Origin of the sequence: Streptomyces sp. Tue6028 (genome assembly GCF_002300165.1) — a bacterium.
Taxonomy (GTDB): domain Bacteria; phylum Actinomycetota; class Actinomycetes; order Streptomycetales; family Streptomycetaceae; genus Streptomyces; species Streptomyces siamensis.
The window spans coordinates 18610-31898 of sequence record NZ_MLCE01000005.1 but is presented as its reverse complement, the minus strand read 5'-3'; the positions used below and the strand labels follow the sequence as shown (position 1 = coordinate 31898).

Below are 13289 nucleotides of genomic sequence, written 5' to 3'. Positions count from 1 at the left end.
GACACCGCAACGCAGAGTGCGCCGCTCAGGACGAGTGCTCGGCGAGCCGGTCGAGAAACTCCCCCTGCGCCTTCACGATCAGCGTCCGCGCCCGGTCCAGGCCGAGCCACTCCACCCGGTCCAGCTCGGGGAACTCCTGCCGCCGGCCCGACTTGGGCGGCCACTCCATCTCGAAGGTGCCGGGGACGACGGACGCCGGGTCCAGGTCCGCCTCGATCGCCCAGGCCGTGACGACCTTGCCGTTGGTCTGGGTGACCTCGCCGAGCGGCAGCGCCTGCCCGTCCGGCGGCGGCAGCCCCAGCTCCTCCTGGAACTCACGGCGCGCCGCGGCCCAGGGGGTCTCGTCGGCCTCGTACTCGCCCTTCGGGACGGTCCAGGCCCCGGCGTCGCGTCGCGCGAAGAACGGGCCGCCCATGTGGCCGAGCAGGACCTCCAGGCCGTCGTCGGTGCGTCGGAACAGCAGCAGCCCCGCGCTGTGCCTCCCCCTCATCGCGTGACCTCCGGATGCGTGGCCAGCAGCGTCGCGACCGTGTCCGCCTCGGCCGCGGCCTTGTCCTCGCGGTATCGCACGACGCGCGCGAAACGCAGGGTGACACCGGCCGGGTAGCGGGTGGACCGCTGGAGACCGTCGTACGCGATCTCGACGACGAGTTCGGGCCGTACGGTCACCACGTGACCGTCGTCCTCGACGGCCAGCTCCCGCAGCCGCTCGGTCTGCCACGCGAGCATGACGTCGGTCATGCCCTTGAAGGTCTTGCCGAGCATCGCGAAGGACCCGTCCGCGTCCCGCGCGCCCAGGTGCAGGTTCGAGAGCTTGCCGGTGCGCCGTCCATGGCCCCACTCGGCCGCCAGGACGACCAGGTCGAGGGTGTGCACCGGCTTGACCTTCAGCCAGGACGCACCGCGCCGGCCCGCGCTGTAGGGGGCGTCGAGCGCCTTGATCACGACCCCCTCGTGGCCGCGTTCCAGCGTGTCGGCGAGGAACCGTTCCGCCGCGGAGAGGTCCGCCGGGCCGTCGACGAGCGTGCGCCGCACCCGCATCGGCTCGGGCACCAGCCGCGCCAGCTCCGCGTGCCGTTCGGCGAACGGCAGGTCCAGCAGGTCCTGTCCGTCGACGGACAGCGCGTCGAAGAAGACGGGAGAGACGGGCACGGTCCGCGCGGCCGTGACCACGTCCACGCGGGAGCCCACGCGTCCGGCCGTCTCCTGGAAGGACCGCGGGCGCCCCGCCCCGTCCAGCGCGATCACCTCGCCGTCCAGGATGAACCGTTCGCCCTTCAGGTCCAGCGCGGCCCCGGTGAGCTCGGGCAGGCGGTCGGTGATGTCGTCCAGGGTCCGGGTGTACACGCGTACGTCGTCGCCGTCGCGGTGCAGCTGGACGCGGATGCCGTCGAGCTTCTCCTCGACGGCACACACGCCCAGCTTGTCCACGGCCTCGGACACGGAGGCCGCCGTGTGCGCCAGCATCGGCAGGACCGGGCGGCCCACGGTCAGCCGGAATTCCTCCAGGGCCGCCGTGCCCTGTGCCAGCAGGGCCTGCGCCACCGTCTGCAGCGAACCGGCGAGCATCACCGCTCGCCGGACGTCGGCGGCGGGCGCCCCGGTCGCCCGGGCGAGCCCCTCCACGGCGACCGCGTCCAGCGCGCCCTGCCGCACCTCCCCGGTGATCAGCCCGAGCAGGAAGCGCTGCTCCTCGACGGTGGCCGCCGCCATCAGTTCCCCCACCAGGCGTGCCCTGCGCTCCTGCGCGCCGGTGCCGGAGATCTCACCCAGCTCGGTGAGCAGCGCGTGCACCTCCCGCACGGTGAGTGCGGGCTCGGCGGCCGGGGCGACGGGCCGGCTCAGCACCTTCCAGCCGACGCCGAGCCGCCCCTGGGGCAGCCGGCCCGCGAGGTACGGGATCACGATCGGGACGTCGTCCGCGTCGGCGTCCCGGAACAGCTCGGCGAGCAGCCCGATCTTCCGGGACCGCGCCGAGGTGGCGGCGACCTCCTGCGAGACTTGGGCGAGCCGGCTCAGCAGCATGCAGCCATGGTGCAACGCACACGCCGCGGGCACACCCCTGCGGGGCACGCCGTGCGGGCGGCTCCTGTCGGCGTCCGGCCGGGCTCAGGCCCGTCACGGCGGGCGGGCCGCCCCTCAGACCCGTGCCACGGCGGGTGGCCGCTCCCTGGTTCAGGCCCGTGCCACGGCGGGTGGCCGCTCCCTGGTTCAGGCCCGTGCCACGGCGGGTGGCCGCTCCCCGGTTCAGCCCCGCGCCACGGCGGGTGGCCGCTCCCTGGTTCAGCCCCGCGCCACGGCCGCGTCGAGGTCCGTGAAGAGCAGCTCGCCGTTGAGCGTGGCCGCCGCCCGGTAGCCGCCGCTCGCCGCGTTCACGACCTGTTCCGCGAAGCCGATCGCGTTGCCCGCGGCCCAGACGCCGGGCACGCTCGTCAGCCCCGTCTCGTCGATCACCGGATACGTTCCGAACGGGGTCTCCCGCAGCTCGGCGCCCAGTCGTTCCAGCAGGCCGGTCCGCGGGACGGCGCGCGGTGCGACGAACAGCACCGAACGGGCGTGCGTCGTGCCGTCCGCGAGCCGCACCCCGGTGAGCCGGTCGCCCCCGACCACCAGTTCCGCGACCTCGCCCGGCACCACGGCGACGCCCGCCGCGGCCAGCCGGCGCAGGTCGTCGTCCGTCAGCTCGTCCTCGCGGACGGTGTGCAGGAAGAGCGTCACGTCCTTCGACCACTGGCTCACCATCAGCGCCTGGTGCACGCTCATGGGCGTGGTGGCGAGCACGCCGAAGGCCTCGTCGCGCACCTCCCAGCCGTGGCAGTACGGGCAGTGCAGCACGTCCCGCCCGAACCGCTCGGCGACCCCCGGCACCGACGGCAGTTCGTCGGCCAGTCCGGTCGTGACGATCAGCCGGCGAGCGTGCACCGGCCGCCCGTCCGCGAGCGTGACGTCGAACTCGCCGGCGCCGTCCCGGGCCACGTCCACCACGCGGTCCCGGACCAGTGCGACCCCGTACCCCTCGACCTCGCGCCGTCCCTCGGCGAGGAACTCGGCGGGCGGCATGCCGTCCCGCGACAGATAGCCCTGCATGTGCGCGGCGGGCGCGTTGCGGGGCTCGCCCGCGTCGACGACCAGCGTGCGGCGCCGGGCCCGGCCGAGGACCAGCGCCGCGGACAGTCCCGCCGTGCCGCCGCCCACGACGACGACTTCGTACCTCTCGGTCATGGTGACCACCTCCACCGAGAAGGTCCCGCGAGTCCCGCCGAATTGACAAATGGCTTTGCCGATCCTGCAATACGAGCATGAGTGAGGACACGGAGACGGACGAGGTGCTGGCCGAGGTCGGGCCGCGGCTGCGGCGGATCCGCAAGGAGCGGGGCGCGACCCTCGCGGGACTGTCCGAGGCGACGGGCATCTCGGTGAGCACGCTCTCCCGCCTGGAGTCCGGGCTGCGCAAACCCAGCCTGGAACTGCTGCTGCCGATCGCGCGGGCGCACCAGGTGGCGCTGGACGAGCTCGTCGGCGCGCCGCCGGTGGGCGACCCGCGCGTTCGGGCCGAGCCGATCGTGCGGTACGGGCGCACCCACTGGCCGCTGACCCGTCAGCCCGGCGGGCTCCAGGCCTACAAGGTGCTCGAACCGAAGCGGCGCATGGAGCCGGACCCACGGGTCCACGAGGGCTACGAGTGGCTGTACGTGCTGTCGGGGCGGCTGCGGCTGGTGCTCGGCGAGCACGACGTGGTGCTCGGGCCGGGCGAGGCCGCCGAGTTCGACACCCGCGTACCGCACTGGTTCGGGTCCACGGGGGAGGGGCCCGTGGAGTTCCTGAGCCTGTTCGGCGCGCAGGGGGAGCGGATGCATGTCCGGGCGCGGCCCTCCCGGCGCGGGCGGGGCGACTGACGGAGCGTGTCGAAGAGGACCGGCGCCGCCTGTTCCCAGGTGGGCAAGCGACCGCTTAGTATGCGATCGACCGCGGTCCAGACGCCGGACACCGAGACGCATCCCCTGGAGGCCCCGCATGCAGGCATGGCAAGTGCACCAGAACGGCGAGCCGAGCGAGGCGATGCGCCTCCAGGAGGTGCAGCGGCCCACGCCCGGTGACGGCCAGGTCCTGCTGAAGGTGCGCGCCGCGAACATCAACTTCCCGGACGCGCTGCTCTGCCGCGGCCAGTACCAGGTCAGGCCGCCGCTGCCCTTCACCCCCGGCGTGGAGATCTGCGGCGAGACCGAGGACGGACGCCGCGTGATCGCCAACCCGGCCCTGCCGCACGGCGGATTCGCCGAGTACGCGATCGCGGACGCCGCCGCCCTGCTGCCCGCGCCGGAGGCCCTCGACGACGCCGAGGCCGCCGCGCTGCACATCGGCTACCAGACGGGATGGTTCGGCCTGCACCGCCGCGCCCGCCTGGAGGCCGGCGAGACCCTGCTCGTCCACGCTGCCGCAGGAGGGGTCGGCAGCGCGGCCGTGCAGCTCGGCAAGGCGGCGGGCGCCACCGTCATCGGCGTCGTCGGCGGCGCCGACAAGGCCGCCGTGGCCCGCGAGCTGGGCTGCGACGTGGTGATCGACCGCCGCGCCGAGGACGTCGTCGCCGCGGTCAAGCAGGCCACCGGCGGCCGGGGTGCCGACGTCGTCTACGACCCCGTCGGTGGCGAGGCCTACACCCAGTCCACGAAGGTCGTCGCCTTCGAGGGCCGGATCGTCGTCGTGGGCTTCGCGAGCGGCACGATCCCCAGCCCCGCGCTGAACCACGCCCTCGTGAAGAACTACTCGATCCTCGGCCTGCACTGGGGTCTGTACAACACCAAGAACCCGAAGCTGGTCCAGCACTGCCACGAGCAGCTCACCGAGCTCGCCGCCCGGGGTGCCGTCAAGCCGCTGGTGAGCGAGCGCGTGCCGCTGAGCGGGGCGGCAGCCGCCGTGCAGCGCGTCGCCGACGGTGTCACCACCGGACGGATCGCCGTGCTCCCCGCACTGGAGAATGGAGCCGCAGCATGACCGACGCAGCCGAACTGCGCCGCCGCACTCAGGAGTTGCTGGCCGCGCACCCGCCCGCCACGACCGACCGCACGGACTTCCTCCGGGCGCGCTTCGACGCCGGCCTGGCCTGGGTGCACTACCCGGAGGGCCTCGGCGGACTCGGTGCCCCGCGCACCCTCCAGGCCGTCGTGGACGCCGAACTGGAGGCTGCCGAAGCCCCCGACAACGACCCGCGGCGCATCGGCATCGGCCTCGGCATGGCGGCGCCCACGATCCTCGGCTTCGGCACCGAGGAACAGAAGCGACGCTTCCTCAGGCCCCTGTGGACCGGGGAGGAGGTCTGGTGCCAGCTCTTCAGCGAGCCCGGCGCCGGTTCCGACCTCGCCGCGCTCGGCACCCGGGCGGTCCGCGAAGGCGACACCTGGGTGGTCAACGGGCAGAAGGTGTGGACGTCCAGCGCCCATGTGGCCCGCTGGGCCATCCTCATCGCCCGCACCGACCCGGACGTGCCCAAGCACCGGGGCATCACCTACTTCGTCTGCGACATGACCGACCCGGGCGTCGAGGTCCGGCCGCTGCGCCAGATCACCGGCGAGGCCGAGTTCAACGAGGTCTTCCTCACCGACGTCCGCATCCCCGACTCTCGGCGCCTCGGCGACGTCGGCGACGGCTGGAAGGTCGCGCAGACCACGCTCATGAACGAGCGCGTGTCCATCGGCGGGATGCGCATCCCGCGCGAGGGCGGCATGATCGGGCCGGTCTCGAGGACCTGGCGCGAGCGCCCCGAACTGCGTACCCACGACCTGCATCAGCGGCTGCTGAAGCTGTGGGTGGAGGCCGAGGTCGCCCGCATCACCGGCGAGCGGCTGCGCCAGCAGCTCGTCGCGGGCCAGCCCGGCCCCGAGGGCTCCGGCATGAAGCTGGGCTTCGCCCGGCTCAACCAGGAGATCTCCGGCCTGGAGGTCGAACTCCTCGGCGAGGAGGGCCTGCTCTACGACGACTGGACGATGCGACGGCCCGAGCTCGTCGACTTCACCGGCCGCGACGCCGGCTACCGCTATCTCCGCTCCAAGGGCAACAGCATCGAGGGCGGGACCAGCGAGGTCCTGCTCAACATCGTCGCCGAACGCGTCCTGGGACTGCCGTCCGAGCCGCGCACGGACAAGGACGTCGCGTGGAAGGACCTCGCCCGATGACAACGCAGAGCACCCAGCCCGATCTGCTCTACTCGGAGGAGGAAGAGGCGCTGCGCGCCGCCGTCCGCGACCTCCTCACCGACCGCTGCGACGCGGCGGGCGTCATCGCCCGCACCGAGTCGCACACACCGCACGACCCCGAGCTGTGGAAGGCGCTGTCGGCCGGGATGGGGCTGGCGGGCCTCCTGGTGCCCGAGGCCCGGGGCGGCCAGGGCGCCACGCACCGTGAAGCCGCCGTCGTCCTGGAGGAGCTCGGGCGCGCCGTCGCCCCCGTGCCCTATCTGAGCAGCGCGGTGGTGGCCACCGAGGCCGTGCTGGCCTGCGAGGACGACGAGCTGACGGCCCGGCTGGCCTCCGGACGGACCGTCGGAGTGCTCGCCGTGAGCCTCGGCACCGCGCCGGGCGCCGCCTTCAGCACCGTACGGCTGGAAGACGGCCTGCTGCACGGCGAGTTGACCGGCATCGCGGACGCCGTCGCCGCGGACGTGCTGCTGGTGCCCGCGCAGGACGGCGGGCTGTACGCCGTGGACGCGGAGTCCGCGACGGTCACCCCGCGGGTGTCCCTCGATCTGACGCGGCCCGTCGCCACCGTCGGCCTCGACGGGGCCCAGGGCCGACGGCTGGGCGACGCGGAGCCGGCCGTGCGACGGGCCCTGCGCGCCGGTGCCGGACTGCTGGCCTCCGAACAACTCGGCCTGGCCGAATGGTCGTTGACGGAGACGGTGCGCTACCTGAAGGAGCGCAAGCAGTTCAACCGGCCCGTCGGCGGCTTCCAGGCGCTCAAGCACCGGCTGGCACAGCTGTGGCTGGAGGTCGTCAACCTGCGTGCCGCCGCCCGCAACGCCGCCGACGCTCTCGCCACCGGCAGCGGGGACGCCGACGTCGCGGTCGCGGTGGCCCAGGCCTACGCGGCTCCGGTCGCGGTGCACGCCGCCGAGGAGGCGCTCCAGCTGCACGCAGGCATCGGCATGACCTGGGAGCACCCCGTGCACCTGTATCTGAAGCGGGCCAAGGCCGACTCCCTGGCGTACGGCACGGCGGGCGCCCACCGCGAGGCGCTGGCCGAACTGGTCGACCTGCGCGCGCCCTGACCTGCCGCCGGCCCGTCCGGGAAAGCCCGCCCCACCTGGGGCGGGCTTTGTCGTGCGGGCTGCCCCGAGAAGTGAACAGAGGGCGGCAGTCCAGCCAACTCCCCGCACGATGAGGCCTCTTGGGCCCCGACCGAACGCATACTCGCTTCGGTCCCACCCGGCCCTCAAAGGGAGGCAGAGCATGGCCCTCACCACCCGTCGCAGAGCCCTCACCACCATCGGCGCCGCCCTCGCCGGCGCGGTCGCACTGCCGGCCACGCAGGCGTGGGCGGGCGGCGGCCACCACGGCCCCCGCCCGCTGTGGCGCGCTCACGCCCACAACGACTACGAGCACCCGCGCCCCCTGTACGACGCCCTCGACCACCGGTTCGGCAGCGTCGAGGCCGACATCTACCTCGTCGGCGATCAGCTCCTCGTCGCCCACGACCCCGTCGACCTCGACCCGACCCGCACCCTCGAATCCCTGTACCTCGAACCCCTCGCCGCCCGCGTCAAGTCCAACCACGGCTCGGTGTACCGCGGTTACCGCGAACCCCTGCAACTGCTCGTCGACATCAAGACCGAGGGCGCGTCGACGTACCTCGAACTCGACCGTCACCTGCGCCGCTACCGCCATCTGTTCACCACCTACGCGCACGGCCGGGTGCACCCCGGACCGGTCACGGCGGTGATCTCCGGCGACCGGGCCGCCCGCGCGCCGATGGAGGCCCAGACCGTGCGGCGCGCCTTCTACGACGGGCGCCTCAGCGACCTGGGCACCACGGCCCCCGCCTCGTTCGTCCCGCTGATCAGCGACAACTGGACCCTGAACTTCAGCTGGCTGGGTGACGGCCCGTTCCCGGCGGCCGAACGCGAGAAGCTGCGCGGCATCATCGCGGCGGCGCACGGACGCCGGCAGAAGGTCCGCTTCTGGGCGACACCCGATCTGGCGGGCCCGGCCCGTGACGCGCTGTGGGGCGAACTGCTCGCCGCCGACGTCGACTATCTGAACACGGACGACCTGGCAGGCCTGGAGACGTTCCTGGACGCCCGCCGGCGGGCCTAGGGGGTTTCGTTTGGATCGGCCCGGGTCCGCGGGGCCCGGCACGGCACCTCGCCGCGTTGTCGGACCACCCGAGTACGCCCAGTACGCGGGTGGTCCTCCGTCTTGCGATGCACCGCACCGGACGCCGCAGACTGATCCGACCTGAAAAAAACGAAAACCCCCTAGTCACCACCCGCGCACCCGGTCGCCCGCCGCCGGGCGGCCGGGTGCGAGAACCACTCGTTCGGAGGACAGGTCAGCCGCCCGGACGAACCCTTCGCTACGCCACACTTACGGCCGAACGCCGCGAAGCGGACGTGGTGGAGGAGGTTGACGATGGCGATTTCCATCTCTGTGGTGCTGCTGCTCCTGATCCTGGCGGTGGTCTTCCTGCGCAACGGCGCACTGAAGATCTCCCACGCCCTGGTCTGTGTGCTGCTCGGCTTCTACCTGGCCAGCACGAGCATGGCCCCGACCATCCTCAGCGGGCTCACGGCCACCGCGGACATCGTGGGCAGCCTGCGGCCCTGACCCGCTCCGGCGGACCCGGTGGTCAGGGACGCGAGAACACGCCGATGCCGTTCGGCACGGGGCGTTCGGCGCCACCGCTCGGATGGTTGAGGACACCGACCGCGTCCGCCCCCGGCTGCCGGGCGACCATCGTGCTGGATCCCCCGCCGTCCAGGCTGAACGCGTCCTGCGAGCCCAACTGCCGCATCGTCTCCGTCACTTCCGCGATCGTGAGCCCGTTGCGGTACTCGGGCGCGCCGTCCAGGGCGAGGAGCAGCATCCGCCGGCCGTGGTCCGCGATGCCCACCGCGGTCCGCACCGCCGCGGCCGTGTCGTCCAGCCCCGGCAGCGGACGGCCGTCGACGAGCATCGGGTAGCCGCCCAGCGCCATGCGGTACGGGATGCGAGAGGCCTCCGCCACCAGGCGGTGCCGCACCGTGACCCGCTCGCCCACGGACAGCTTCCGCAGCAACTGGGCGCCCGCCTCCCGGCCCACCAGCACCGTGCTGCCCGACGCGACGGGACCCGCACCAGGGGCGTCGGCCGCCGACACGACCCGTCCGCCCTCGACCGTCACCTCGTACGTGTCCGTGCTGCACGGCGCCGCCCGCTCGGCGTCCGTGCCGCACGTGGCCCGCACCCGGGAGACACTGCCCCAGTCCGATGTGAACGCGCCGATCGAACCCTCCGGCAGCGCGTACTGGTTGAGCCCGCCCAGCGGCCACCGTCCCTCGTGGCTGCGCACGGAGCCGTCGAGCGCCAGACCGTCCAGCCGGGCCCTGCGGTCGACGCCCACGCCGAACACGTCCTCGGTGGTCGTGCCGGGCGGCAGCGCTGGGCCGAAGCGCTGCCCGTTCGGCACGGCCGCCTTGAGCGCGTGACCGCCCGCGATCGCCGGGCCCACGGTCGCGCCGGTCGCCTCCACACCCGGATGCTGGGTCTCCGTGATGTTGAAGAAGTCGCCGTTGACTCCCGCGACGGCGCCCTGCGCGTCGGCGAGCCGGGAGACCGGTGCCCGGGACGCCACGGCGCCCGGGTGGAGCAGTCCGACGCGTACACGGGGGTCGCGCAGGTCGATGTCGAGCACGTGCGCGTGCGTCACCCCCTTGGCCCCCTGGATGTCCAGCTGGGTGTACTCCACGCCGGGCGCGATCGCGGTGCCGTCCTCCGCGCCGCTGGCCGGTGCCGCCCCCACCAGGGCGGCACCGGCCAGCGCTCCGCATGCCGTGAATACCGTCAGTGCCGTTCTGAGCCGTCCGTCACGACGCGTCACAGTGCCCCCTGAGGTCTCGTCAACTTTCGCAGGACTCAGGGGAATTGCACCAGACGGCGGCGCCCGCGCCGATGGCTAGGCGCCGACGACCCGGGAACGGATCAGGAAACGCACTCCTTCGGGTGCTTCCAGGGAGAAGCCACTGCCCCGGCCCGACACGACGTCCACGATCAGCCGCGTATGGCTCCACAGCTCGTACTGGCTCCTGGACATCCAGAAGGACACCGGGTCGTCGAGGCCCTCGACCTCCAGATCGGCGAGCAGGACGTCGGAGCCGCCGGTGCGGAACTCGCCGTTCGGATAACACATGGGCGCACTGCCGTCGCAGCAGCCGCCCGACTGGTGGAACATCAACGGTCCGTGGAGGGCGCTCAGCCGCCGTACCAGCTCGGCTGCGGCGGGCGTCAGCTCCACGCGCGGGACGACATCCATCGGCTCTCCCCGTCGGGTCACGGATGCGGTGACCCCACCGACGGCGCACCACGGCCGGGCCACCGCTCAGCCGACCATCCGGGAGGTTGCGAGAGGGTTGCACACGGGGCCGGTTCCACAAGAGACCGGCCCCGGTGACGCCCGCCGTGCGCGGGAGACGTCACCGAGGCCGGCCTCGGGACCTGATGTGCCGGTCGTCAGCAGATGCGGGGCAACTGCTCGCCCAGCGGCATGTCCACGACGCGGGTGCCGCCCAGCCCGGTGGCCGTCACGACCATGCCGGGATGATCCGGGACGCAGTGGCCGATCGCCACGGCCTCCTTGCCGAGCGGATGGGCGCGCATGGCCGCGAGCACGGCATCGGCGTGCTCGGGCGGCACGAACGCCACCAGCTTGCCCTCGTTGGCCACGTACAGCGGGTCCAGGCCCAGGAACGCACAGGCGTTGGCGACCGTGTCCGGCACGGGCAGTGAGCGCTCGTCGAGCCTGACACCGACGTTCGCCGCTCCCGCGATCTCGTTCAGGGAGGTGGCCAGGCCGCCGCGGGTCGGGTCGCGCAGCACATGGAGGTCCGGACAGACGGCCAGCATCTCCGCGACCAGACCGGCCAGCGACGCCGTGTCGCTCTGGATCTCGACGCCGAACTCCAGCCCCTCCCGCACACTCATGATGGCCACGCCGTGCACCCCGATGGGGCCGCTGACGAGCACCACGTCTCCGGGGGTCGCGCGCTGCGGACGGATGTCCACGCCCGCCGGGATCACACCGATCCCGGCGGTGTTGATGAAGATGCCGTCCCCGTGCCCCGCGTCGACCACCTTGGTGTCACCGGTCGCCACGGTCACCCCGGCGGTACGGGCCGCCTCGCCGAGAGCCTCGGCCACGCGTCCCACGACGGCCAGTTCGACGCCCTCCTCCAGGATGAACCCGCAGGAGAGGTAGGCGGGCACGGCCCCGGCCATCGCCAGGTCGTTGACCGTGCCGTTCACCGCGAGGTCCCCGATGCTGCCGCCCGGGAAGAAGAGCGGACGGACGACGAAGGAGTCGGTGGAGAACGCCAGGCGGGCGCCGTCCAGGTGGAGCCGCGCGGAGTCGCCCAGTTCGGCGAGTACGTCGCTGCCGAAGGCCGGCGCGAACAGGTGCTCCACCAGCTCGGCGGAGAGCGTGCCGCCACCGCCGTGCCCCATCACGATCCTGTCGTGGTCGCGCAGCGGCGCCGGGCAGGTCCAGGACGAGAAGTCGACGGGTGCCGAAGCGGTGTCAGACAACGCTGCTCGCCTCCTTGTTCGGGGCGTCCAGCCGCCGGTACAGGTAGTAGGCGGCGCACGCGCCCTCGCTGGAGACCATGGTCGCGCCCAGCGGATTGCGCGGTGTGCACTCCTTGCCGAACGCCGCGCACTCGTGCGGCTTGATGAGGCCCTGGAGGACCTCGCCGCTGCGGCACACCGTCGACTCCTCGGTCTCGATGCCGGTGACCGAGAAGCGGTGCTCGGCGTCGTAGTCGCGGTACTTGGGCGACAGCCGCCAGCCGCTCTGCGGGATCGTGCCGATGCCGCGCCACGCCCGGTCGGTCACCTCGAAGACGTCGGCCAGCATGGCGCGCGCCGCGGGGCTGCCGTCGGCCTGAACGGCCCGGGGGTAGGCGTTCTCCACGGTGTGCCGGCCCGACTCCAGCTGCCGCACCGCCCGGCGGATGCCCTCCAGGATGTCGAGCGGCTCGAAGCCGGTCACCACGATGGGCACCCGGTGCCGCTCGGCCAGTTCCGGATACTCGGCGGTGCCCATGACCGTGCAGACGTGGCCCGCGGCGAGGAACGCCTGGACCCGGCAGTCCGGAGAATTCATGATCGCGTCGATGGCCGGCGGCACCCGGACGTGGGAGACCAGCAGGCTGAAGTTGGTGATGCCCAGCTTCTTGGCCTGGTAGACGGTCATCGCGTTGGGCGGGGCCGTGGTCTCGAAGCCGATGCCGAAGAAGACGACCTGACGGTCCGGGTTCTCCTGGGCGATCCTCAGCGCGTCCAGCGGGGAGTACACGACCCGAACGTCCGCGCCCTCGCTCTTGACCTTGAACAGGTCACGTCCGCTGCCGGGCACTCGGAGCATGTCCCCGAAGGAACAGAAGATCACGTCCGGGCGGGAGGCGATCTCCAGCGCCTTGTCGATGATCTCCAGAGGCGTCACGCACACCGGACAGCCCGGCCCGTGGATCAGCTGGATCTCCTCGGGCAGCAGCTGGTCGATGCCGTGACGGATGATCGAGTGCGTCTGCCCGCCGCAGACCTCCATGAGGGACCAGGGCCGTGTGGTGACCGCCCTGATGTCGTCGAAGAGCCGCTTGGCGAGGACCGGGTCGCTGAACTCGTCCAGGTACTTCATGACCGCGCCTCCTTGTCGGCACTGTCCTCGGCGGCGGGCCCGTCGTGGCCGGGCCGGGCGCCGTTGGTGGGGGCGGTTCCGGTGTCCGGGAGTTCGGTACCGGCGGGGCGTTGGGTGCCCGCATCCCTGGCGGCCTTGCCCCAGGCGTCGCCGAACTCCTCCTCCAGGACCCCGAGGCTCTCGAAGAGCTCCAGGGTCTGCTTCGCCGACCGCTCGTCCAGCCGTTGCAGGGCGAACCCGACATGAACGATGGCGTAGTCACCGACCTGCATGTCCGGCACGTACTCCAGACACACGTCCTTGACGACACCGCCGAAGTCCACCTTGGCCATCCGCGTCGCGTCACGTTCCTCGATCTTCAGCACTCGGCCGGGTACGGCCAGACACATGAGTCGCTCCTGCCTCGCTCG

General features: G+C 72.7%; 14 protein-coding genes. 6 read left to right on the top strand and 8 right to left on the bottom strand.

What is annotated here, in order from left to right; translation table 11 throughout:
* Window positions 1–25: 25 nt before the first annotated feature.
* The 3 genes from BKI49_RS03900 to BKI49_RS03890 form a co-directional block, all read right to left on the bottom strand.
* Window positions 26–490 carry an NUDIX hydrolase gene (locus tag BKI49_RS03900; protein ID WP_095932777.1) on the bottom strand — a complete coding sequence of 155 codons (465 nt, stop codon included), beginning with the start codon at window positions 488–490 and terminating at the stop codon, window positions 26–28.
* On the bottom strand, window positions 487–2025 hold the full coding sequence (locus tag BKI49_RS03895) for an ATP-dependent DNA ligase (RefSeq protein ID WP_095932776.1): 1539 nt from the start codon (window positions 2023–2025) through the stop codon (window positions 487–489). Before BKI49_RS03895 ends, BKI49_RS03900 begins: the two co-directional genes overlap by 4 nt.
* 258 nt (window positions 2026–2283) lie before the next feature.
* The gene (locus BKI49_RS03890) at window positions 2284–3222 is read right to left on the bottom strand and encodes an NAD(P)/FAD-dependent oxidoreductase (RefSeq protein WP_095932916.1); all 939 of its coding nucleotides are present in this window, start codon (window positions 3220–3222) and stop codon (window positions 2284–2286) included.
* 77 nt (window positions 3223–3299) lie between these two features.
* On the opposite strand from BKI49_RS03890, the gene BKI49_RS03885 reads away from it, so the two are divergent.
* The 6 genes from BKI49_RS03885 (at window position 3300) to BKI49_RS03860 (ending at window position 8816) form a co-directional block, all read left to right on the top strand.
* The gene (locus tag BKI49_RS03885; RefSeq protein ID WP_095932775.1) at window positions 3300–3896 is read left to right on the top strand and encodes a helix-turn-helix domain-containing protein; all 597 of its coding nucleotides are present in this window, start codon (window positions 3300–3302) and stop codon (window positions 3894–3896) included.
* A 118-nt stretch (window positions 3897–4014) separates the two neighbouring features.
* Entirely contained in the window at window positions 4015–4992 is a 978-nt protein-coding gene (locus tag BKI49_RS03880; RefSeq protein WP_095932774.1) for an NADPH:quinone oxidoreductase family protein, read from the top strand.
* Window positions 4989–6170, top strand: a complete 1182-nt coding sequence (locus BKI49_RS03875; RefSeq protein ID WP_095932773.1) for an acyl-CoA dehydrogenase family protein — start codon at window positions 4989–4991, stop codon at window positions 6168–6170. Before BKI49_RS03880 ends, BKI49_RS03875 begins: the two co-directional genes overlap by 4 nt.
* Window positions 6167–7261: an acyl-CoA dehydrogenase family protein gene (locus BKI49_RS03870; RefSeq protein WP_095932772.1), complete on the top strand. Its 1095-nt coding sequence runs from the start codon at window positions 6167–6169 to the stop codon at window positions 7259–7261. The genes BKI49_RS03875 and BKI49_RS03870 overlap by 4 nt, the downstream gene beginning before the upstream one ends.
* 181 nt (window positions 7262–7442) lie before the next feature.
* The gene (locus BKI49_RS03865; protein ID WP_095932771.1) at window positions 7443–8306 is read left to right on the top strand and encodes a phosphatidylinositol-specific phospholipase C/glycerophosphodiester phosphodiesterase family protein; all 864 of its coding nucleotides are present in this window, start codon (window positions 7443–7445) and stop codon (window positions 8304–8306) included.
* 315 nt (window positions 8307–8621) lie between these two features.
* Window positions 8622–8816 carry a hypothetical protein gene (locus BKI49_RS03860; RefSeq protein ID WP_095932770.1) on the top strand — a complete coding sequence of 65 codons (195 nt, stop codon included), beginning with the start codon at window positions 8622–8624 and terminating at the stop codon, window positions 8814–8816.
* A 22-nt stretch (window positions 8817–8838) separates the two neighbouring features.
* On the opposite strand, the gene BKI49_RS03855 is transcribed toward BKI49_RS03860, so the two are convergent.
* The 5 genes from BKI49_RS03855 to BKI49_RS03835 all read right to left on the bottom strand — a co-directional run bounded on the left by BKI49_RS03855 (window position 8839) and on the right by BKI49_RS03835 (window position 13268).
* Window positions 8839–10068 (bottom strand): phosphodiester glycosidase family protein, encoded by a 1230-nt coding sequence (locus BKI49_RS03855; protein WP_257004610.1) that lies wholly within the window; start codon window positions 10066–10068, stop codon window positions 8839–8841.
* 75 nt (window positions 10069–10143) lie between these two features.
* Window positions 10144–10500, bottom strand: coding sequence for a DUF779 domain-containing protein (locus BKI49_RS03850; protein ID WP_095932768.1), 357 nt, complete (start codon window positions 10498–10500; stop codon window positions 10144–10146).
* A gap of 197 nt (window positions 10501–10697) precedes the next feature.
* The gene (gene hypE / locus BKI49_RS03845) at window positions 10698–11768 is read right to left on the bottom strand and encodes a hydrogenase expression/formation protein HypE (protein WP_095932767.1); all 1071 of its coding nucleotides are present in this window, start codon (window positions 11766–11768) and stop codon (window positions 10698–10700) included.
* Window positions 11761–12879, bottom strand: coding sequence for a hydrogenase formation protein HypD (gene hypD / locus BKI49_RS03840; RefSeq protein ID WP_095932766.1), 1119 nt, complete (start codon window positions 12877–12879; stop codon window positions 11761–11763). The genes hypE and hypD overlap by 8 nt, the downstream gene beginning before the upstream one ends.
* Window positions 12876–13268 carry a HypC/HybG/HupF family hydrogenase formation chaperone gene (locus tag BKI49_RS03835; RefSeq protein WP_257004609.1) on the bottom strand — a complete coding sequence of 131 codons (393 nt, stop codon included), beginning with the start codon at window positions 13266–13268 and terminating at the stop codon, window positions 12876–12878. The genes hypD and BKI49_RS03835 overlap by 4 nt, the downstream gene beginning before the upstream one ends.
* Window positions 13269–13289: the final 21 nt, after the last annotated feature.